Genomic DNA, 19754 nt, shown 5'->3' with positions numbered 1-19754 from the left:
GCCGCAGAAACAATCCGCCTTCTGCGGACCCTGCGCACGATCTAGGCTACTTATAGGAAGTCGCTCCTAAGAATAGGTTACGTAGATAAAATTGTTCATATTGGCGCCGTCCCGGAACGGGACATAGGATTTCAGCGCCGAAATCCGGGCGCAATCACCGTCACCGGGCTTGCCGGCGGCGCCGGGCGCGACCGGAAACGCAAGCCTTTGGCAAGCAGTTTAAGGGCTTCCCAATGTATCCCCGCCACGACCTTGAGCGTCAGCAGGGGATAGCGCAGCAGCATTCCGGCAAGGCCGGAGGCCGACAGCGATTTCGCCTCGCCTGCGAAACTTGCGGTCAGAAGGGTGCCTTCCCCGTCGCTCTCACGGATCGTCAGCGAAAAGCGCGCCCCGGGCTCCATCAGCCGGAAACGATATTCTCCCTCAACCGCCATGAAGGGCGAGACATAGAATGCCTTGTCGCACCGCTGATCGATATGGGTGTCGCCGGGCGCGACGGGAAAAAGATAGCAATGCCGGTCGCCGAATGTATTGCGGACTTCATAAAGCACGGCAATCAGGCGGTCGCTTCCGTCCCGGCAGAACCAGATCGACAAGGGATTGAACGCATAGCCGAAAATGCGGGGCATGGTGAGAAGCTCCACCCGCCCCCCGCGAACGGTCAGTCCCGCGCGCTGCAACTGATTTTCAATCCACTGCCGCAAAGGCCGACCGTCCCCGCCGCCATGATCCCGATCGTGAAAGGAGACCGGCGCAAAGCGGTTATGCGCAAACCCGGCGAGACCCCGGTCAAGCCCATCGAGCTCGTCCAGATCGAGAAGCATGTAGAAAACGCCATAGCGCAGCTCATGCCGCCGCGGCCTGAGCCGCCGGTGAAAAACCGAGCCCGCATAAAGGCGCGAGCGCCATATGCCTGCCGTCTTGCCCGTCACGCCGCTACACTTTCCAGAGGCATCGCGCGGAAGATACGCGACGACGCACTTTCCACATCCCAGGGCCGCCTTACGCCGCCAAGCTCTTCCGCCACGGCGAGCCCGGCCTGCAGGCCGTCCTCGTGAAATCCCGACCCGAAATAGGCGCCGCAGAACCAGCTATGCCGCCGCCCCTGCAGCGACCACAACGCCCGCTGCGCGGCGATGGCACCGGCATCATAAACCGGGTGATCGTACTCGATGCAGGCAATCGCATGTTCGGGCGCGGGGTCGTGCGTCGGGTTGAGCGTCACGAAAAGCTGCCTCTCCGTGGGGAGCGGCTGAAGCCTGTTCATCCAATAGGTCACGCAAACCGGCGCATCGCCACCGCCCATATAATTCCAGCTCGCCCAGACGCGCCTCTGACGCGGCATGAAGGACGGATCGCTGTGAAGCCAGGCGATATTGCGCTGATAGGGCATCGCACCCAGAAGCCGCCGCTCCGTCTCATCGGCATCGCCCAGCATGCGCAGCGTTTCGTCGCTATGGGCGGCCATGACCACCCTGTCGAACCGCTCCGTTCTGCCATGCACATCCGTCACGGCAACGCCGCCGCCATCGCGGACGATCCGTTCGACCCCGCGCCCAGTCTGAAGCCGGTCGCCGAGCGGAGCACAAAGCGCGTTCACATATTCGCGCGACCCACCGTCCACGGTTCGCCAGACCGGGCGGTCCGTCAGACGCATCAGCCCGTGATTGTCGAAGAACCGCAGGAAGGAAAGCGCGGGAAATTGCTCCACCCGTTCCAGCGGCAGCGACCAGATCGCCGCGCACATGGGCAGAAGGTGATCATCCCTGAGCGCCCTCGAAAAACCTTTCTCCGACAGAAAATCGCCCAGCGCCTTGTGCTCCAGCCCCTCCTCGCCCATCAGTTCCGGTGCGCCGCGATAAAGGCGGACGATATCCCGGATCATCCGCCACATGCGGGGCCGGACCAGATTGCGCCGGTCGCCGAACAGGCCGCCAAGACCCGAACCGGAATATTCGAATCTACCCCCCCTCGCCGTCGGCAGGGAGGCGGAAAACGACATATTGCTCGCGCAGGTCGCCACACCGAGATGCCGAAACAGAGCCGTGAGGTTGGGATAGTTGACCTCGTTATAGACGATGAAGCCCGTATCGACCGGGACATCCCCCTCGGGGCACGGCGCCACCAGCGTGTTCGAATGTCCCCCGGGCCGGTCGCTCTTCTCGAACACCGTCACATCATGCGATTTGGAGAGAAGCCAGGCCGCCGAAAGGCCGGCGATCCCGCTGCCGACCACGGCGATCCGCAAGGGTTTACCCGGTTTCGGGCCGCTGAATGCTCGATCGTCGAATGGCGCCATGAAAGCCCCTGAAATGAATTCCGGCGGAGGGAAAGCCGTCCGCCTCGGCATTGTCCTGTCTTACGCAACCGGGTCTCCGTCGGATCAGTCCGCCCGCGGTGTGAGCCCTCCGGACATCCCGCCTGTTGTCATCCCGATGCGAAGGCCTAGGATCGTCTGTAATCCGGGGTCGAAAAGGCCGCCCGTCGGTGATCCAGCCTGAAATCAGGCTCGTATCCGGGTCATGCAGATGATCGCCGCCATAGATACCGGTCGGGCCCGGATCGCACGCCCTGCAAGGCGGGCGAGATTGAGGATGTTGGAGCGAATGGATCGCGAAAGCCCGGCATCGCCTTCCCCGGACGCAAGCGCCGGGGAAATGGCGGCACATATCGCCGCGATCGTGGATCGCGCGGACCGGGCGGCCTTTGCTGAACTGTTCGGCTACTACGCGCCGCGCGTGAAGTCCTACCTGATGCGCCTCAGGGTCGACGAGAAACTCGCCGAGGATATCGCACAGGAGGTGATGCTGACCGTCTGGCGCAAGGCGGCGCAATACGACCCGGCCAAGGCGGCGGTAGGGACCTGGATATTCACCATTGCGCGAAACCGCTTCATCGACCGCGTTCGTCGGGAAAAGCGGGCCGACCTCGACCCCGCCGACCCCATGCTGACCCCTGAAGATCCGCCTCAGGCCGACACCGAGGTGATAAGCCGGCAGACCGGCGACAGGGTGCAGGCCGCCCTCAAGGAACTCCCGCCCGATCAGGCGGAGGTCGTCATGCTGTCCTTCATGGAAGGCAAGGCGCATTCGGAAATCGCCGAGCAGTTGGATATTCCGCTCGGCACGGTGAAATCGAGAATGAGACTGGCATTCGGCCGTCTACGTACGGCTCTGGAGGATTTGAAGTGATGTGCGCGGCAACGGTCGAGCATAACGGGATCACCCATCCCCTTGGCGATGAGTGGATCATGGAATACGCAGCCGGCACGCTGAGCGAAGGCGAAGCGGTGCTCGTTGCGTCTCATCTGAGCTACCGCCCGGACGCGGCCCGTTCCATGGAAGCGGCCGAGGCAATCGGCGGATCGCTGCTGGACGGCGAGGCGGGCGCGGCCATGGCGCCGGATGCGCTGGCAGCCGTTCTGTCCCGGATCGACGAACCTGTATCCGGCGAACGGCCGGCCAAGACAGCCCCGTCGGCGGCCCCCGACGCGACGGACAGCGTGCTGCCCGCGCCGTTGCGCGAATGGCTGGGCGTGAACGATCTCGAAGATCTGAACTGGTCGTTCATGGGACCGGGCATGAAGAAGGTCATGCTCTGGCGCGGCCCGGGCGACCAGCGTGTCTGGATGCTCAGGGCGCGGCCGGGCACGAATATCCCCGTGCATGGTCACCGCGGTACCGAGCTTACCCTTGTCCTCAAAGGTGCATTCAGGGATCCGCACGGCCGCTTCGCAAGGGGCGATATCGAGGAAAAGAACGAAGCCGACATGCACGGCCTGACCATCGAGGACGGCGAGGAATGTGTCTGCCTTGCCCTGACGGAAGGCCCGATCCGTCTGAAAAGCCTCGCGGCGCGCCTGATCCAGCCCTTTATCGGGCTCTGAGGGAGATACCGCTTTCATAAAAAATCGAGGGGCGGCCCCGAGAGGCCGCCCCTTTTTCGTTCGGTCCAGCCGCCGCGCTCAGAAATCCACGCTCGCCACGAGGCGGAAATTGCGTCCCGGCAGAAGCACATCGTTCTTCTTGAAGGAAACGTGATTGCGGATATCCGCATCGAGCAGGTTCTGGCCGACAACGCTGATCTTCACGCTGGCGCCGCCGGTCATCTGCTCCGGCAATGTGTAGCGGAATGCCATGGAGACATCGGTATATTCGCCTGTCTCGGTTTCGTTCGGACCCAGCTTGTTCTGCCGGAAGGCATGAAGGAAACCGGCCTTCGCCATGAACCTGTCCGCTTCCAGATAGACACCGGCGCCGATACGCATCGGCGGGATGCGCGGCACATTGGTTCCGCCGTCGAGCTTCGCCCGTACATAGTCGGCCTGCCCCGTCACGCCATAGGTGGCCGTATCGGTACGCAGAAGCGCGACCTTGCCCTCCAGCTCGAAGCCGTAGAACCTCGCATCCTGCTGCGCATAGCGCACCTGGTCGAGTTCCGTGCCCGTGCCGCCTGCGTCGGTGCAGCTCGCATAATCGTCATCGCAGGTTTCGCCCGTGAGCGCCTTGTAGATGAAATCGTCGAAACTGACGTGAAAGAGCGACGCCGCGAATGAATAGCCGCGTCCCTCGCGCCGGGCGGAAAGTTCCGCCGAATACGCGGTTTCCTCGTTGAGGGAGGCATCGCCGATCTCGAAGGTCTCCGTCGCCTCATGAGGCCCCTTGGAAAAGAGTTCCGGTGCCTCCGGCGCCCGCTGCGCAGCCTGGAAGGTGGCCGAGGTCACCCATCCGCCGTCGAGATTCCAGACCAGGCCGGCGGAAGCACTCAGCGGCGTGAAGTCGCGCGAGACGTCATATTCCGTGATCGTCGCCGTATCGAGCGCCGTCCCCTCGACTTTCACATGCTCCACGCGCCCTGCCATCTGCAAGGACAGCGCATCGGTGAGGGACATCTCCTCATAGAGGAAACCGGCCACGGCGCGCGTCGTGTTGGGGGCGAGCAATTCTCCCCCCTCGCCCGCGGCGGATAGATCCCGGTCGCGGTACTGAACGCCGAAGGCGCCGGCGAAGGGACCGACCGCCCCATGCTGGAATTCGGCGCGCCCTTCCCACTCCTTGTTCTTGAACGTGGAACCGACGACGCCGCTCTGCGTTATCTCGTCATGCCGGTAATCGCCATAGCCGCCGGCAAAATCGATTCCCCTGAGCCAGCTATCGAAAGCAAAGGCGCCGCGAAGCTGAACCTTGGTCTGGCGCATATCGATATGGACGGGATCGGCCGGATCTTCCGGCGCCGGGATGCCGTATTCGCTGTCGTAATGCACGACATTGGCACCCGCATATCCGTTCCCGAAGAGAACGGAACCGCCGCCCGACACGCCGGACGTGTCGGTCCAGCTGTTGAACTGCTCGCCCTGCGGCGTGTCGTAATCGCTTGTCTCGCGGCGAAAGCCGTCGGCATGCCAAACGATATTCCCCGTCGCAACATTCAGTGCACCATGGGCTTCCTTGCCCTGGTCGACCGTATCGAAGCTCGTACCGCCGGAAACCGAATAACCTCCGGAGGGACGCGCCGACGGAATACGGTCGTTCAGCACATTGACGACGCCGCCGATCGCTTCCGAACCGTAGCGCAACGTGGCAGGACCGCGCACCACTTCGACGCTGGTTGCCGACAACGGATCAATCGGTACGCCATGATCCTCCGAAAGGGCGGACACGCCACCTGCGCCGATACCGTTTTCCTGAACGCGAACGCGATTATTGTCCATGCCCCGGATGATCGGCCGGCTTGCCCCCGCGGCGAAGGAACTCTCGCTCAGGCCCGGCTGGTCTGCCAGCAGCGCACCCAGCGTGGAGGCCTGCGATGCCTCGATATCTTCCCTGTCCAGCCTCAGCACCGGCGCGGCCAGCTCATCCAGACGAACGGGCAAGGGAGATGCCGTCACGATGATGGGCGATGACTCAGCGGTCGAAGTTTCATCCGCCTGCTCCGCGGCCCGCGCCGACGCCCCGCCCAGAACCGTCGATCCGGCAACAAAAAGCAAGGCCGACCCTCCGAGGAGTCCGGCCCGCACCAATAATCTCGTTCGCATGATCACCCCTTTTAGAATGTTATAACGTAACATTTACTGGAGAGCCTACCGCGACGCAACCCCGCTTCCGCAATGCAGCGACGGGCTTGCTATACCCGCCGCCGCACACAGACTAGTCTTGTCGCCGACACCAAAGCGCGGGAGGCCGAACCGGTGAGCAAGAACAAGGACGAATCCCCCAGCGACGATGACGGCGAAGAACGTCACGGCATGCGCCACGGCGTGTACAAGCACGAGCTATACGAGCTTCAGGTCGAGCTGGTGAAACTCCAGAAAGACATCATTGCGAACAACCGCCGTGTGCTGGTCCTCTTCGAGGGGCGCGACGCGGCCGGCAAGGACGGGACGATCAAGCGGATCGTCCAGCACCTCTCCCCGCGCGAAACCCGGGTCGTGGCGCTCGGCAAACCCTCGGACCGCGAAACGACGGAGTGGTATTTCCAGCGCTACACCGAGCACCTGCCCGCCGCCGCCGAAATGGTTCTCTTCAACCGCTCCTGGTACAACCGGGCCGGCGTCGAGCGCGTGATGGGGTTTTGCACCGACACCGACTACGAGCGTTTCATGGAGCAGGTGCCCTATTACGAAAACCTGCTGATCGGCTCCGGCATCCATTTCATCAAATACTATCTGGACATATCGAAGAAGGAGCAGAAGGCGCGCATGAAGGAGCGCCGGGAAAATCCGCTCAAGCAATGGAAGATATCCCCCATCGACGAAGTCGCGGTAAAACACTGGGACAATTATTCGAAGGCACGCGACGCAATGCTGACGGGCACCCATTCCGAATGGGCGCCGTGGACGGTAGTCGATGCGAACAAGAAGCGGCTGCTGCGCATCAATGTTATCCGCGACCTGTTGAGCCGGATCGACTATGAGGGCAAGAACGGCAAACGCATCGAGCCCGACCCGGACATCGTGATGCCGTTCGACGACAAGCTGATCGAAAAAGGCAAGCTCTCCAAATGACAGAGCCCGCGGACAATGGTTCCCTCCTGTCCGGTACATTTGCGAATATCGGCGGCGACCTGCTGCTGGCGCCGGAACGGCTGATCGTCGTCCTCGGCCTGGGGTTCTTCGTCGGCCTGGCCTTCGAGGAATTTTTCAGCCGCAGCCGCCTGAAACCGCCGGGCGGCGTGCGCACTTTTCCCCTGCTGGCGCTCACCGGCGCGCTGCTCTACGCGCTGGCACCGGAAACGCTGCTTCCCTTCCTCGTCGGGCTCGGCGTCCTCGGGCTGTGGCTTGCGATTTTTTACTGGCAGCGGCTGGAGGCCCATCGCGCCGAACCCGATATCGAGCCCGCGCCCGGCGCGCGGATAGACGGCGGCATCATGGCGCCGCTCTGCAACCTGATCGTGTTTCTGCTCGGTCCCGTCGCACTGTCGCAGCCCCTCTGGGTGGCGGTCAGCATTGCCGTGGCGGTCGTCCTGCTGACCGGCGCGCGCGAAAGGCTGCATGCCTTTGCCGCGGGCGTTGGGCGGACCGAACTCACCACGCTCGGCAAGTTCCTGATTATAATAGGAATTATCCTGCCGCTGGTGCCGGACGAACCGGTGACGGACCTCACGCCGATCACGCCCTACGAGGTCTGGCTCGCGGTGGTGGCGGTAAGCACGCTCTCCTATGCGAGCTATCTGCTGCAGCGCTATTTCGCCCCGAAAGCGGGCGCGATGTACTCCGCCGCGCTGGGCGGGCTCTACTCCTCCACCGCGACGACGGTGGTGCTGTCGCGCCAGCTCGCGCAGGAAACGCCGCCCCAGGCGAGCGCGGAAGCCGGCATCGTGCTCGCAACCTCGATCATGTTCGTCCGGATTCTCGTCGTGGTATCGGTCTTCAACGGCGCGCTGGCGCTGACGCTGATGCCCGCTCTCCTCACCCTCTGCGCGGTCGGGCTCGGCCTGACAGGGCTCCTCTACCTGCGCGGCAAGGCCCGGAAAACAAAGGCGGAATCCGCGCCCTACTACTCCTCCAACCCGCTGGAAGTCTCCGCCGCGCTGACCTTTGCCGTGCTCTTCGTGGCGCTGTCGGTCGCGGTGGCCTGGGGACGGCAGGAATTCGGCGAAGGCGGTATCTTCGCCGTTGCCGCCATTGCCGGCGTGACCGACGTCGATCCCTTCGTGCTGAGCCTCGCCCAAAGCGCGACAACGGCCTCGCCGCCGGCGCTCACGGCCGCCGCCATCCTCGTCGCGGCGGCCTCGAACAATTTCCTGAAGGCGGGCTACACGGTTGTTTTCGCAGGGAAAAAGAACGGCCTCCTGCCCGCCGCCGCGCTCTTCCTCCTCTCGCTCGGCACCGTCGCCGCCGCCCTTATCCTCGCCGGAACGATATGAACTACCGACATGAATTTCACGCCGGCAATTTCGCCGATGTGATGAAACACGCGCTGCTGACCCTTTCCATCGAGCATCTGAAGAAGAAGGCGAAACCCTTCTTCCTGCTGGACACCCATGCGGGCGCCGGGATGACGGATCTCGCAGGCGAGGAAGCGCAGAAAACCGGCGAATTCCGGCAGGGGATCGCACGGCTTCTCGACGCGGAGGGCAATATCCCCGTCCCGCTCGCCCCCTATCTCGAGGCCGTGCGCGCGCTCGGCGGCGACCCGCTGACGCGCTATCCGGGCTCACCTGCGCTTGCCGCTTACCTTGCACGGAGTGAGGATCGGATAGCTTTTGTTGAGATTGAACAGGAGCCGGGGCGAGATTGCGCAGAGCTCTTCAAGCGCGACCCGCGCGTGAAGGTGCAGACGATGGACGGCTACCGCGCGATGAAGGCGATGCTGCCGCCGAAGGAGCGGCGCGGACTTATCCTCGTCGATCCACCCTTCGAGGACCGCGCCGAGTTCGCCACCATCGAGAAGGCGCTCGCCGGCGCGCATCGCCGATGGGCGACCGGCACGCTCCTCGTCTGGTACCCGGTGAAGGACCCGAGCGTGAGCGGCGAGTTCCTCGAACGGATGGCGGCAAGCGGCATCCCCAAACAGCTCGCGCTCGAACTCCATGTAATGGCGCCCGACGGCAAACGGATGACGGGCTCGGGCATCCTCGCCGTCAACCCGCCCTGGCCGCTGGCGAACGAGGGCGAGGCGCTGCTCGACTGGCTGGCGGAAAAACTCGCGCAAGGCCCCGGCGCGCGGGCGCGGGTGGAGTGGCTGGCCGAATAGGGAAGGGCATTTCCGTTTGTCGCGGTTCCGGAGGGGAAACCGGTTTCCACTTTCCCTGGAACCGCTCGGACTGACTTCGAACACTGTTCTGGTCATTCGATTGGCGCTCCGGCCCCGAACGGGTCTATAAAGCCCCTGCGTCACGCAACGAAAACAACATCGGTGGCGCGTGGAAACGAGGGGCGCGTGGACAGTAAGTCAGTTGAAAGCCGCGACGATGCCAAAGCCGCCGAGGCCGCCGAAGCCGCCCGCAAGGCGGACGCCGAAACCGCATATGAAGCGGAAATAGAAAAGAACCTGCCGCGCAACTACGCGGCCAATCTGGCGCATGGCCTGCTCGGCCAGACGGGCTTCCGCCTCATCAACGCGCCGACCTTCATCCCCTCCTATATCTTTTTGCTGTCCGGGTCCGAATTCGTGGTGGGCCTCGCACTCGCCGCGCAATGGCTGGGCGCAGCGGTCTCCGCCACCTTCGGCGCCACGCTGATCGAACATCGCGAGCGCGTGCTGCCCATCGGCTTCATCGTCGGCGCAGGCATGCGCCTCGGCGTGCTGGGACTGGCGCTGTCGGGCTTTTTCATGCCGACGCACTGGGCGCTCGCCACCGCCATTGCGATGCTGTGCCTGTTCGGCCTTTTCAACGGCATGCAGGCGGTGATCTTCAACACGCTGATGGCGAAAGTCATTCCGCTGCGCCTGCGCGGGCGGCTCACCGGCTTCCGCAATTTCAGCGCCGGGCTGACGGCGGCGGGCGTCTCCTATCTCGGCGGCAGATATTTCGTCGGACAGGACATGTTCGGCAATGGCTATGCGACGACCTTCCTGCTGGGCTTCGTCCTCACCGCGACGGGGCTGATGATGCTCCTCATCGTGAAGGAGCCCGTGCCGCCCGTCATCCGCCCGCGCGCGAAACTCGGCCAGCGCCTGCGCCAGATCCCGGCCATGCTGGCCGAAGACCGCAGCCTCGGCTTTTACTATCTGGCCGCGGCGCTCGCCGCGCTCGCCACCATGGCGGTGCCCTTCTACATCATTTATGCGGGCCAGCGGATCGGCCTGTCGGGCACGACGCTCGGTATTCTGTCCACGGCCTTTCTGATCGCGCAGACGACAACCAATCTCGCCTGGGGCACGATCGCCGACCGCTTCGGCAACCGGCTCGTCTTCATCATGGCGATCGGCACCTGGGCGGTTTCGATCTTCGCGCTGATGCAGGTGGACACGATGTGGACGGTGGCGGCGGTCTTCGCAGGGCTCGGCGCCGGACAGGGCGGCTTCATGAATTCCAACATGAACATCATCGTGGAATTCGGCGCGCGCGAAGACCTGCCCATGCGTATCGCGGTCTTGAACACCTGCACCTCGGTGATGATGGCGATGGGCCCGCTCTTCGGCGGCCTCATCGCGCATGGCGCTTCGTTCGAGGCGCTGTTCTGGCTGGCAATCGCCGTGCTGGCGGGCTCGGCGGCGACGATGCTGTTTCTGGTGGACGAGCCGCGGAAGCGGGGGATGCGGGGTTAGGCAATCGCGTCATGCCGGACTTGATCCGGCATCCATGGGAAGGTTGCGACGCATGCGACAAATGAGAAGAAGCCCCAAAATTGGAAAGCAATCAAACACTCTACCCTAGTTAGGAATCCAACCCTCTCGGCCCTCTAATAGATCCTCACATCCATTTTCGAAAAACCATCGCTTCCTTGAATCAATACCCAAAGCAATGTCCTCATATCGCCTCATTATAGAATCAATTTCATGAGAACACCTGCGCTCATACCGAAGCAGACAAGCAGCATCCCTCATATTTTTCTCTGCCAAAAGCAAAGTGTCGGCCCAGAAAGATAATGAAATGCGGTCAAAATCACCACTCTCCTCCTGAACATTTATATCCGACAATTGTTGTTCTATTTCTTCAATGATGTATTTCGCGATGATACCGTTAGACTGCTCACCAATCATGCGAATTAGGCGGGCACTTGATTTGGTCATCCTATCTTCTTCTGCATCTAAAGAAATGTAAAAATTCTTTTTTGCCTTACGGTATACATTTTTCCCCAGAATCGGCACCCACCACAAGTCTTCATCGGCAAGACTAACAACTACAAGTATAGGCGGAACAACCAATGAAGAGTAATAATCCATATGCTTTTCATCAAAATAAACCCCAATCTTATTTCCAGTATTACTCTCTTTAGACGTCTTCACCTGGACCTTTAGGAGCCCTCCCGTCGACATACGTTCTGCGTCAAGTATCTCTATTTCACCATCGACGCCAATATCAACCTCATCGACGGGTCGATATATAAACCCAAGCTTCTCTTCAACAAATGACTCGACGAAACGCTGACCCTGCCTACCTATTTTTTGACTCGGTGCGAACTTCATGCGCCCTCCAAACATTGGGATTCCAAAATGGGTAAATCCCCTACAAGCATATTTCCCTTAGTAGGTACGTTTCAAACTCAACAAAGAAGGTCAAATCAAAAGCCAAATACCGTCAAACAATTTGGCTGTATTCATGCTTTCACAAGTAACTTGCCTTCTACTCCGCACTTAGACAAGAATCTACAAGTCAACTCTTTTGGGAGAATTGCATGGAGGCAGCGCTCAACTTCGAAAGCTCGCTTGAAGCAAGAGAGGCTTCCATATGAAGGATATTATTTAGGGGCCTAAAAAAATGCCCTCTGAACCACACGTAGTTGTACATGCGCACCAAAATGACCCCAACTCGATAGATAAAGGCTACTTCTTCCTCAGCAATGAAGCGGATTGGGGCGGCAGTGGCCCATTCGACATGCGGTTGACGGAAGCGATAGAGCGCGCGAAACACGCTGCCCAAGAGAGAGGGTGGCGGGTCGTGGTAGTACTTCAAAAAGGCAAAGATCACTAAGTTTGAAGCAAAAGGAACCACAATGATGCCCACTGTTGATCCAAGCATATTCAAGAAGAACTTTACGACCACACCACAAATAATTTCAGCAGATGTTCTTGCGCTTTGCCACGAGATCAACCCTGCATATACACCTGTCTGGGTACCGACCTATCCCGACCAGAATGCTCGCGTTGGAGAGTGCTTTGCAAACGTTGGAGAAAAAGTTCAACGCGAAGGTGGTGCCATTGTCTACGGATGGGCTATCTGGGAGTGGAAGCGCGTCTTCGTTGAGGCCGAACATCACGCTGTTTGGGAAAAAGACAAAACGAAAATTGATATTACTCCGCACACAAATGGTGAGGAGAAAATTCTTTTCCTTCCCGACCCCGACCGAATTTATGACTACAACGAGAACAAAAGACTTCCGAATGTTAAGCGAAGCTTAGATGAAATTAGCAGTGTGGCTGAGTGGATCCACGCCACTGACCGATATCATAAATTCATCGAAGAACATTCCATCGGAAATCAAATTCACTACACTCAAAAAGAACTTTACCCCTACACTAGTGATGTAATGAACACTTGGGCAATGGTTCTAGTTGATCTAGCAAGAAAAACAAAAGTGAACGATAGGTGCTTCTGCTGCAGCGGAAAAAAGTTTAAGAAGTGCTGCGCTCCTTTAATCAATCTATACGGTTAACGCCAACGTATTTCGGTCACTCGAATTTTCCCGGCTTTCGCCGGGATGACAGCTTTGTTTGGGGGGCGGTGATTTTCGCAGGCTTTGAAGCCGTCATGCCGGACTTGCCTGCGCCAGTGGAAACCGGGGTTCCGGGATGACGGGTTGTTTTGGGCGGGCGGGAAGAGCCTCGCGAAAAGAGCGCAATAAAAAAGCCGGTGCGGTTTCCCGCACCGGCTTTATCGCACCCGGAATAATCCGGGAAGCTGATTACGCGGCGTTGGCGCCGAGGACGGCCTTGGTTTCGAGGAATTCCTCGAAGCCCAGCTCGCCCCATTCGCGACCGTTGCCGGACTGCTTGTAGCCGCCGAAGGGCGCGTGGAGGTCCGGACCGGCACCGTTCACATGAATCTGACCGGCGCGGATCTGCGCGGCGACCTTGTTGGCATGCGCCAGTTCGCCCTGCACATAGCCCGACAGGCCATAGACCGTGTCGTTGCCGATGCGGATGGCTTCTTCCTCGGACTCATACGGCATGATCGCCAGTACCGGGCCGAAGATTTCCTCGCGCGCGACGGTCATGTCGTTGGTGACATTGCCGAAGATCGTCGGGCGGACATAGAAGCCCTTGTTGAGGCCGTCCGGACGGCCCGTGCCGCCGGTGACGAGCGTCGCGCCTTCGTCGATGCCCTTCTGGATGAGATCCTGGATCTTGTTGAACTGAACCTCGTTCACCACCGGACCCATCGTCGTGCCTTCGGCGTTCGGGTCGCCGACCTTCACGCTTTCCGCCGTCGCCTTGGCGATCTTGAGCGCTTCGTCATGCTTGCCCGCGGGCACCAGCATGCGCGTCGGCGCATTGCAGGACTGACCGGAATTCTGCATGACGCCCATGACGCCGCCGGCAACCGCCTTTTCAAGGTCGGCATCGTCGAGAACGATGTTCGGCGACTTGCCGCCCAGCTCCTGCGCGACGCGCTTCACCGTGTCGGCGGCGGCCTTCGCAACGAGGATGCCCGCGCGGGTGGAGCCGGTGAAGGACACCATGTCCACATCCGGATGGCTGGAAAGGGCCGTGCCCACGCCGGGGCCGTCGCCATTGACGAGGTTGAACACGCCCTTGGGCACGCCCGCCGCGTCCATGATCTCGGCGAAGATGTAGGCGTCGAGCGGCGCTTCCTCGGACGGCTTCAGCACGACGGTGCAGCCCGCGGCGATGGCCGGGGCGACCTTGCACATGATCTGGTTCATCGGCCAGTTCCACGGCGTGATGAAACCGCACACGCCGATGGGCTCCTTGCGAAGCGTGGTCGTGCCGCGCTTCTCTTCGAACTCATAGCCCTTCAGAATCTCGATCATGGTGCCCAGATGCGCCACGCCCATGGCGGCCTGCGCCATCTGCGAGAGCTTGGCCGGCGCGCCCATTTCCATGGTGATCGCCTCGGCGATGTCGCCATAGCGGCTCTGATAGACCTCAAGGATCTTCGACAGAAGCGCGACGCGGTCCTCGACGCTGGTCTGCGAGAAGGTCTCGAAAGCCTTCTTCGCCGCGGCCACCGCCTTGTCCACATCGGCCTTGGCGCCAATGCTGATCTTGGCGCAGGGCTCTTCCGTGGCGGGGTTGATCACGTCGAGCGTCTTGGGCTCGGCCGGGTCTACCCACTCGCCATTGATGTAAAACTTCAGGCATTCTTTCATGACAGTCCTCCGTTTGAAGCCGGTCCTCGCGGGCAGGGCGCCTGTTTTTATGCTGGATCGGACCGAAAGAAAGGCGAAAATCGCCCGGTGACGCTCCGTTTTTCGGCACCCATGCGAGGGGATTTTTATTGTCAGGAAAACTGGCATGCGCATCGGGCGCGGTCCAGTGCAAAAAGCAGGCAAAAAACGCCATCCGGCGCGGGGCGACCGGGCGGGACGCGCAAAATTTCCCGTTTGCCGCCGCAAAAAAACCGCAGACTGGCCGTTCATGTAGGCCCTGACGACAAGGGCCACCAACCGGACGATTGAAAGACATGTTTGTCGACGGACGCCAGGTTCCCGACGGAACCGAAATCGAGACCGACCTCGCCATCATCGGCGGCGGGGCGGCGGGCATTACCATTGCGCGCGAATTCGCGAGCACGGGGGTGCGGGTCGCGCTGATCGAATCCGGCGGCTTCGAGTTCGACGCCGACACCCAGGCGCTTTACGAAGGCGAGATCGGCGGCGTGGACTACACGCTGGACGGCTCCCGCCTGCGCTATTTCGGCGGCAGCACGAACCATTGGGGCGGCTGGTGCCGCCCGCTCGAAAGGCAGGATTTCGAAAAGCGCGACTGGGTGCCCCATTCCGGCTGGCCCATCACGCGCGACGATCTCGACCCCTATTACCCGCGCGCCGCCGAAATCTGCCAGCTCCATTCCACCAATTTCGACGACCCGCAGGGCTGGCCGACCGACACACCGGTGGAACCGCTGCCGCTGGCGGGCGACGAGGTGATGACGCGCTTCTTCATCTATTCGCCCCCCACCCGCTTCGGCGAGGTCTACCGCCCCGACATCGAAAAGGCGGAGAACGTCTCCTGCTATCTCCATTCCAACGTGCTGGAGATCGTGCCGACGGAAAACGCGGCGGAAGTGGACCGCCTGCGCGTGGCGACGCTTCAGGGCAATAGCTTTACCGTGAAGCCGAAAACGGTCGTGCTCGCGACCGGCGGCATCGAGAATGCGCGCATGCTGCTCCTGTCGAACAGCGTCGCGACAGCGGGGCTCGGCAACCAGAACGACATGGTGGGCCGCTATTTCATGGAGCACCCGCATATCCCCTATCCGGCGGACATTCTGATTACCGACGAGAAGCTGGTACCCGCCTTCTACCGCACCTATACGCCGGTGGAAAAAGCGGTGATGCGCGGCTGTTTCATGTTCTCGCCGCAATATCTGGAACGCACCGGCCGCCTCGGCACGGTGATGACCTTCTATCCGCGCGAGGAAGTGAAGACGGCATACACGCCCCCGAAAGACGGCGACGCCGATCCGGACAAGACGGCGGAAAAGCGGGCGGCCCATGAACTCGATGCGGGCATCCTGCAGGCGATCCGCAGCTCGACCGCGCTGCCGGCGAAAAACGACACGCTGGGCTGGCGCTTCGGCATCGGCTGCGCCAGCGAGCAGCAGCCCAATCCGGACAGCCGCATCACGCTGTCGGAGGAGAAGGACGCGCTCGGCCTCAACCGCACCAAACTCACCTGGCGGCTCCAGGGCTCGGATGCGACGAGCCTGCACCAGAACGTCCGCGCGCTCGCCCGCGCCTGGGGCGGCTGGGGCGAGGGGCGCATCCGCATCCTCTTTCCCGAACGCGAGGAATGGACCGAGGCCGAGGGCTGGGGCAACCACCATATGGGCTCCACCCGCATGGCAGCCGACGCCAGACAGGGCGTCTGCGACGCCGATTGCCGGGTGCACGGGATCTCGAACCTCTATATCGCCGGCTCCTCGGTCTATCCGACCACCGGCACGGTCAATCCCACGCTGACGCTGGTGGCGCTGGCGGTGCGCATGGCCGACCATCTGAAAACACGCTTCGCAAACGGCATGCCGGGGGAGACGCTCTGAATGGCCGACGCAAATCTTTCCCGCAGAAACGTCCTGATCCTTGCCGGCGCCGCGGTGGCGGCGAGCGCCATCCCGCTCGCCGTCTCCATGTCGGAGCCGGAACAGATCGGGCTCGAAAACAGCCTCACCGACCTCATGGCCGACCGCGACGCCATCGCCCTCATCGGCCGCCGCTGGATGGAAGAAGGCGGCGGGCACTCCAATGTCGCGGCGCTGAGCCGCCGCATCGCGAAAAAGCTGCGCGCCGAGGGCTGGTCGCCCGACGCCGCGCCCGGCGAGGCCCGCGCCGCCATGGCAAGGATCGTCCGCGCCGATTTCGCCAATGACGACATGGTGCTGGTGGACAATTGGGCGCTGTCGCGCAGTTGCGTGGAGCTGTGCGCGCTCGCCGCGCTGATGACGGAAGACGACGCCGGAGAAGGGGCCAGAGACGGGGCTAGAGACGGGGCGGAAGGCGCAGCCGCAGCCCCCCATGGGTAACGTCCTCCCGGATCGGCGGCTGCCCCTGACATAGCCGCTCGCCCGCCGGCACGCCCCCCATCCGGACGAGGATCGTGCCCGCGCGCGAACGCATATAGGCGGACGGGCTGGCCGGATCGCGGCCCAGCGGATCGGGCAGGCTCGCCGCCAGCAGCGCGGCCTGACGCGGGCCGAGATCGGCGGCATGGACGCCGAACCAGTGCTGCGCCGCCGCCTCCGCGCCGTAAATACCCGGCCCCCATTCCACGATATTCAGATAAAGCTCCAGAATGCGGCGCTTGGACAGGATCGTTTCCAGCCAGACCGTCGCAAAGGCCTCCCCACCCTTGCGCAGGAAGGTGCGCCCCGGCCAGAAGAACAGGTTCTTGGACGTCTGCATGCTGATGGTGGAGGCGCCGAGAATATGCCCGCGCCCGCTCTGATAGCGGTCGATGGCCTTGTTCACCGCCTGCCAGTCGAAGCCCGTGTGACCGCAGAACTTCGCATCCTCCGAGGCGATCACCGCGCGCTGCAGGGAAGGCGAAATTTTTTCGAGCGGCACCCAGTCCTTGCGGAGCCCGTAGCCTTCGATGAGCCGGATGACCATGAGCGGCGTCGCCGGCGGCGGCGCAAACGCATAGACGGCAAGGACGAGCGCGGGCACGCAGAAGATCGCAAGCGCAATGCGCGCCAGCCACAGGAAAAACGGCGAGCGCTCCGCCATCTGCCGACGCCGGCGCTGCGCCGCCTTGCGACGCTGCACGAATACGCCGTGCTGCTTGCCTCTTTTACGTTTGCGCTTCGCCAACCCGTTTGCCCGCTCCGCCGGGAACCCTGAAAAACCATCGTTACATGCGGGAGGAATATGGCAAAAAAATTCCCGATTGGCGTCACTTTCTCGCCCAGCTTGGCTTTCAGGACTCCAGGTCAGGGTTCGACTTCTGCAGCACACGAACCGAGATGCGTCGGAACCCGCGCATGACAGGAGGTGAAGCATGAAGAAGACAGCAATCGTTCTGATGATGGCCTCGGCGATGGGTTTGGGCGCCTGCACGAACATGGACAAGACCGGCCAGGGCGCCGTGTCCGGCGGTGCCATCGGCGCAGGCGTCGGCGCGGCGGCCGGCGCGATCACCGGCGGCGACCCGGCCACCGGCGCGGCTATCGGCGGCGCTGTCGGCGCCGCGGGTGGCGCCTATAAGGGCTGCAAGGAAGAAGGCGATTGCGAGTAATCGCCGCCCGCCCTTCGCATCGGAAAAACGGCCCGGCCCCGTCCCGCGACGGGGCCGGTTTTTTCCCAGCTTTCACCCGATTGCCGCCACGTTCTTGCCCCGATATTCCGTAAACCTGCGACCCATCGATGCTTTGACGGTTTTCAGGGATCAGACGACTCCCGTTCACAGACAGGAGATCACGATGAAGAAAGCAGCCATTATTCTCGCCATGGTGCCCATGCTGGGTCTGGGCGCCTGCACCAATATGAGCCCCACGGAAGCCGGCATGGCCTCCGGCGCTGCAATCGGCGCGGCCGGCGGCGCGGCCATCGGCGCCATCACCGGCGGTTCGGCGGTTGGCGGCGCGGTCATCGGCGGCGTGGTCGGCGGCGCGGCGGGCGGCTACAAGGGCTGCCAGGACGAAGGCAAGTGCGACTGACCCTTTTTACCGCTTGAAATGCGAACGGGCCCGGCCATCACAGCCGGGCCCGTTTCGTTTTCGCGCGATGCCGCGATCAGATATCGACGCCGACACGCAGGCCGAAGATCACGACCGACTCGTCGACCGCCAAGCCCGTATCGTCGAAGCCGGGATTGTTCGCCCACTGAACGAGTGGCGTGATGTGCAGGTTTTCGACCGCGTCGTAACGCGCATAAAGTTCCGCATTCGTCTCGTCGGAAAAACCCGCGCCAAGATCGCTCGCCCCCGCCCTTACGGGCGGAAACAGGTCTGCCCTCATTTTTAGAGGGGCCCGAAATCCATAGCAACTTGCCATGAAATTCAGATGCGGCGGGGCCTTGATAAATAAGAGTTATCTAATATATAAATACCGATGAAAAATGGTGAAAAGGAGCCGCGCCATGTCCCCGGAACCGCTCAAAAAACCCGACGTTTCAGCGTTTTTCGACGATGCGACGAATACCGTCACCTATATCGTCGCCGATCCCGAGAGCGGCAAGGCGGCCATCATCGACAGTGTGCTCGATTACGACCCGGCCTCCGGACGGCTCTCCACCGCCTCCGCGGACAAGGTGATCGAGGAGGTGCGTCGCCGGAACCTGACCGTGGAATGGGTGCTCGACACGCATATCCATGCCGACCACCTGACCGCCACGCCCTATATCCGCGAAAAGCTCGGCGGCCAATCGGCCGTGGGCGAGCACGTGAAGGACATCCAGAGCTACTGGCGGAAGATCTTCAACGCGCTCGACCTTGCGCCCGACGGCAAGCCCTATGACCGCCTCTTCGCGGATGGCGATACATTCAGCATCGGCGGTATCGAGGCCCGAGCGATCCACACGCCCGGCCACACCGCGGCCGACATGACCTATGCGATCGGCGATGCCGCCTTTGTCGGCGATACGCTCTTCATGCCGGATTACGGCACGGCGCGCACCGACTTCCCCGGCGGCGACGCGCATGAGCTCTACCGCTCGACGCGCAAGATCTTCGCCCTGCCCGACGAGACGCGGCTTTTCATGTGTCACGACTATCTGCCCGAAGGCCGCTCCGACTATCGCTGGGAAACCACCGTGGCGGAGGAAAAATCATCCAATGTGCATCTTCGTGAAGGCGTGGCGGAAGACGAGTTCGTCGCGACACGGCAGAACCGGGATGCCGGGCTGGGCACGCCGCGCCTGCTCTATGCCTCGCTTCAGGTGAATATGCGCGGCGGGAACCTGCCGCCCGCCGACGATAACGGCACCGTCTATTTCAGGACGCCGGTCAAAAAACCGGCCTGACGCGGA

At 62.0% G+C, this 19754-nt stretch carries 20 protein-coding genes; 12 read left to right on the top strand and 8 right to left on the bottom strand.

Going from position 1 to position 19754, the window contains the following annotated elements:
- Positions 1-131: 131 nt before the first annotated feature.
- A complete protein-coding gene (locus FHS78_RS09050) occupies positions 132-932 on the bottom strand; it encodes a DUF1365 domain-containing protein (protein WP_343041947.1) in 801 nt (266 codons plus the stop codon).
- Positions 929-2299: an NAD(P)/FAD-dependent oxidoreductase gene (locus FHS78_RS09045; RefSeq protein ID WP_167093391.1), complete on the bottom strand. Its 1371-nt coding sequence runs from the start codon at positions 2297-2299 to the stop codon at positions 929-931. The genes FHS78_RS09050 and FHS78_RS09045 overlap by 4 nt, the downstream gene beginning before the upstream one ends.
- 307 nt (positions 2300-2606) lie before the next feature.
- Here FHS78_RS09045 and FHS78_RS09040 point away from each other — a divergent pair, with 307 nt between their 5' ends.
- Both FHS78_RS09040 and FHS78_RS09035 read left to right on the top strand, forming a co-directional pair.
- A complete protein-coding gene (locus tag FHS78_RS09040) occupies positions 2607-3191 on the top strand; it encodes a sigma-70 family RNA polymerase sigma factor (protein ID WP_205305261.1) in 585 nt (194 codons plus the stop codon).
- Positions 3191-3886: a ChrR family anti-sigma-E factor gene (locus tag FHS78_RS09035; RefSeq protein WP_167093387.1), complete on the top strand. Its 696-nt coding sequence runs from the start codon at positions 3191-3193 to the stop codon at positions 3884-3886. The genes FHS78_RS09040 and FHS78_RS09035 overlap by 1 nt, the downstream gene beginning before the upstream one ends.
- A 78-nt stretch (positions 3887-3964) precedes the next feature.
- Here the strand turns inward: FHS78_RS09035 and FHS78_RS09030 are convergent, their stop codons facing one another.
- Positions 3965-5986 (bottom strand): TonB-dependent receptor, encoded by a 2022-nt coding sequence (locus FHS78_RS09030; RefSeq protein ID WP_167093385.1) that lies wholly within the window; start codon positions 5984-5986, stop codon positions 3965-3967.
- Between the two features lie 201 nt (positions 5987-6187).
- Here FHS78_RS09030 and ppk2 point away from each other — a divergent pair, with 201 nt between their 5' ends.
- The 4 genes from ppk2 (at position 6188) to FHS78_RS19655 (ending at position 10712) form a co-directional block, all read left to right on the top strand.
- Positions 6188-7003, top strand: coding sequence for a polyphosphate kinase 2 (gene ppk2 / locus FHS78_RS09025; RefSeq protein ID WP_343041946.1), 816 nt, complete (start codon positions 6188-6190; stop codon positions 7001-7003).
- A complete protein-coding gene (locus FHS78_RS09020) occupies positions 7000-8364 on the top strand; it encodes an MgtC/SapB family protein (RefSeq protein ID WP_167093383.1) in 1365 nt (454 codons plus the stop codon). The genes ppk2 and FHS78_RS09020 overlap by 4 nt, the downstream gene beginning before the upstream one ends.
- Entirely contained in the window at positions 8361-9194 is an 834-nt protein-coding gene (locus tag FHS78_RS09015) for a 23S rRNA (adenine(2030)-N(6))-methyltransferase RlmJ (protein WP_167093381.1), read from the top strand. Before FHS78_RS09020 ends, FHS78_RS09015 begins: the two co-directional genes overlap by 4 nt.
- A 186-nt stretch (positions 9195-9380) precedes the next feature.
- On the top strand, positions 9381-10712 hold the full coding sequence (locus tag FHS78_RS19655; protein ID WP_167093379.1) for an MFS transporter: 1332 nt from the start codon (positions 9381-9383) through the stop codon (positions 10710-10712).
- Between the two features lie 105 nt (positions 10713-10817).
- Here FHS78_RS19655 and FHS78_RS09005 read toward each other — a convergent pair whose 3' ends face one another.
- Positions 10818-11573, bottom strand: a complete 756-nt coding sequence (locus FHS78_RS09005; protein ID WP_167093377.1) for a DUF4365 domain-containing protein — start codon at positions 11571-11573, stop codon at positions 10818-10820.
- A gap of 187 nt (positions 11574-11760) precedes the next feature.
- Complete coding sequence (locus FHS78_RS09000) at positions 11761-12111, bottom strand: hypothetical protein (RefSeq protein ID WP_167093375.1); 351 nt, start codon at positions 12109-12111, stop codon at positions 11761-11763.
- Between FHS78_RS09000 and FHS78_RS08995 the strand changes: the two genes are divergently transcribed.
- Positions 12101-12760, top strand: a complete 660-nt coding sequence (locus FHS78_RS08995; protein ID WP_167093373.1) for an SEC-C metal-binding domain-containing protein — start codon at positions 12101-12103, stop codon at positions 12758-12760. The two genes, FHS78_RS09000 and FHS78_RS08995, sit on opposite strands and share 11 nt — an antisense overlap.
- 249 nt (positions 12761-13009) lie before the next feature.
- Here the strand turns inward: FHS78_RS08995 and FHS78_RS08990 are convergent, their stop codons facing one another.
- Positions 13010-14437, bottom strand: coding sequence for an aldehyde dehydrogenase family protein (locus FHS78_RS08990; RefSeq protein ID WP_167093372.1), 1428 nt, complete (start codon positions 14435-14437; stop codon positions 13010-13012).
- A gap of 314 nt (positions 14438-14751) precedes the next feature.
- On the opposite strand from FHS78_RS08990, the gene FHS78_RS08985 reads away from it, so the two are divergent.
- On the top strand, positions 14752-16332 hold the full coding sequence (locus FHS78_RS08985) for a GMC oxidoreductase (RefSeq protein ID WP_167093370.1): 1581 nt from the start codon (positions 14752-14754) through the stop codon (positions 16330-16332).
- Positions 16333-16812, top strand: coding sequence for a hypothetical protein (locus FHS78_RS08980; protein WP_167093368.1), 480 nt, complete (start codon positions 16333-16335; stop codon positions 16810-16812).
- Here the strand turns inward: FHS78_RS08980 and mtgA are convergent.
- On the bottom strand, positions 16769-17599 hold the full coding sequence (mtgA, locus tag FHS78_RS08975; RefSeq protein WP_246220418.1) for a monofunctional biosynthetic peptidoglycan transglycosylase: 831 nt from the start codon (positions 17597-17599) through the stop codon (positions 16769-16771). The two genes, FHS78_RS08980 and mtgA, sit on opposite strands and share 44 nt — an antisense overlap.
- Positions 17600-17786: 187 nt before the next feature.
- On the opposite strand from mtgA, the gene FHS78_RS08970 reads away from it, so the two are divergent.
- A complete protein-coding gene (locus FHS78_RS08970; protein ID WP_167093366.1) occupies positions 17787-18023 on the top strand; it encodes a YMGG-like glycine zipper-containing protein in 237 nt (78 codons plus the stop codon).
- A 184-nt stretch (positions 18024-18207) separates the two neighbouring features.
- Entirely contained in the window at positions 18208-18444 is a 237-nt protein-coding gene (locus FHS78_RS08965) for a glycine zipper domain-containing protein (RefSeq protein WP_167093364.1), read from the top strand.
- Positions 18445-18520: 76 nt separating this feature from the next.
- On the opposite strand, the gene FHS78_RS08960 is transcribed toward FHS78_RS08965, so the two are convergent.
- Complete coding sequence (locus FHS78_RS08960; RefSeq protein WP_167093362.1) at positions 18521-18745, bottom strand: carbohydrate porin; 225 nt, start codon at positions 18743-18745, stop codon at positions 18521-18523.
- 121 nt (positions 18746-18866) lie between these two features.
- Between FHS78_RS08960 and FHS78_RS08955 the strand changes: the two genes are divergently transcribed.
- The gene (locus FHS78_RS08955) at positions 18867-19748 is read left to right on the top strand and encodes an MBL fold metallo-hydrolase (protein WP_167093360.1); all 882 of its coding nucleotides are present in this window, start codon (positions 18867-18869) and stop codon (positions 19746-19748) included.
- Positions 19749-19754 lie beyond the last annotated feature (6 nt).

The organism is Parvibaculum indicum (assembly GCF_011762095.1).
GTDB classification, from domain to species: Bacteria; Pseudomonadota; Alphaproteobacteria; order Parvibaculales; family Parvibaculaceae; genus Parvibaculum; species Parvibaculum indicum.
The sequence above is the reverse complement of the archived record's forward strand: the minus strand, read 5'-3'. Positions and strand labels throughout refer to the sequence as shown.

Excerpts from the sequence above, each read along its gene's own strand:
- FHS78_RS08970 (WP_167093366.1), top strand. The coding sequence starts at position 17,787 with ATGAAGAAGACAGCAATCGTTCTGATGATGGCCTCGGCGATGGGTTTG.
- FHS78_RS08980 (WP_167093368.1), top strand. The coding sequence starts at position 16,333 with ATGGCCGACGCAAATCTTTCCCGCAGAAACGTCCTGATCCTTGCCGGC.
- FHS78_RS09045 (WP_167093391.1), bottom strand. The coding sequence starts at position 2,299 with ATGGCGCCATTCGACGATCGAGCATTCAGCGGCCCGAAACCGGGTAAA.
- FHS78_RS09035 (WP_167093387.1), top strand. The coding sequence starts at position 3,191 with ATGTGCGCGGCAACGGTCGAGCATAACGGGATCACCCATCCCCTTGGC.
- FHS78_RS09020 (WP_167093383.1), top strand. The coding sequence starts at position 7,000 with ATGACAGAGCCCGCGGACAATGGTTCCCTCCTGTCCGGTACATTTGCG.
- FHS78_RS09015 (WP_167093381.1), top strand. The coding sequence starts at position 8,361 with ATGAACTACCGACATGAATTTCACGCCGGCAATTTCGCCGATGTGATG.
- FHS78_RS08995 (WP_167093373.1), top strand. The coding sequence starts at position 12,101 with ATGATGCCCACTGTTGATCCAAGCATATTCAAGAAGAACTTTACGACC.
- FHS78_RS08955 (WP_167093360.1), top strand. The coding sequence starts at position 18,867 with ATGTCCCCGGAACCGCTCAAAAAACCCGACGTTTCAGCGTTTTTCGAC.
- FHS78_RS09005 (WP_167093377.1), bottom strand. The coding sequence starts at position 11,573 with ATGAAGTTCGCACCGAGTCAAAAAATAGGTAGGCAGGGTCAGCGTTTC.
- FHS78_RS08960 (WP_167093362.1), bottom strand. The coding sequence starts at position 18,745 with ATGAGGGCAGACCTGTTTCCGCCCGTAAGGGCGGGGGCGAGCGATCTT.
- FHS78_RS08985 (WP_167093370.1), top strand. The coding sequence starts at position 14,752 with ATGTTTGTCGACGGACGCCAGGTTCCCGACGGAACCGAAATCGAGACC.
- FHS78_RS08965 (WP_167093364.1), top strand. The coding sequence starts at position 18,208 with ATGAAGAAAGCAGCCATTATTCTCGCCATGGTGCCCATGCTGGGTCTG.
- FHS78_RS08990 (WP_167093372.1), bottom strand. The coding sequence starts at position 14,437 with ATGAAAGAATGCCTGAAGTTTTACATCAATGGCGAGTGGGTAGACCCG.
- FHS78_RS09040 (WP_205305261.1), top strand. The coding sequence starts at position 2,607 with ATGGATCGCGAAAGCCCGGCATCGCCTTCCCCGGACGCAAGCGCCGGG.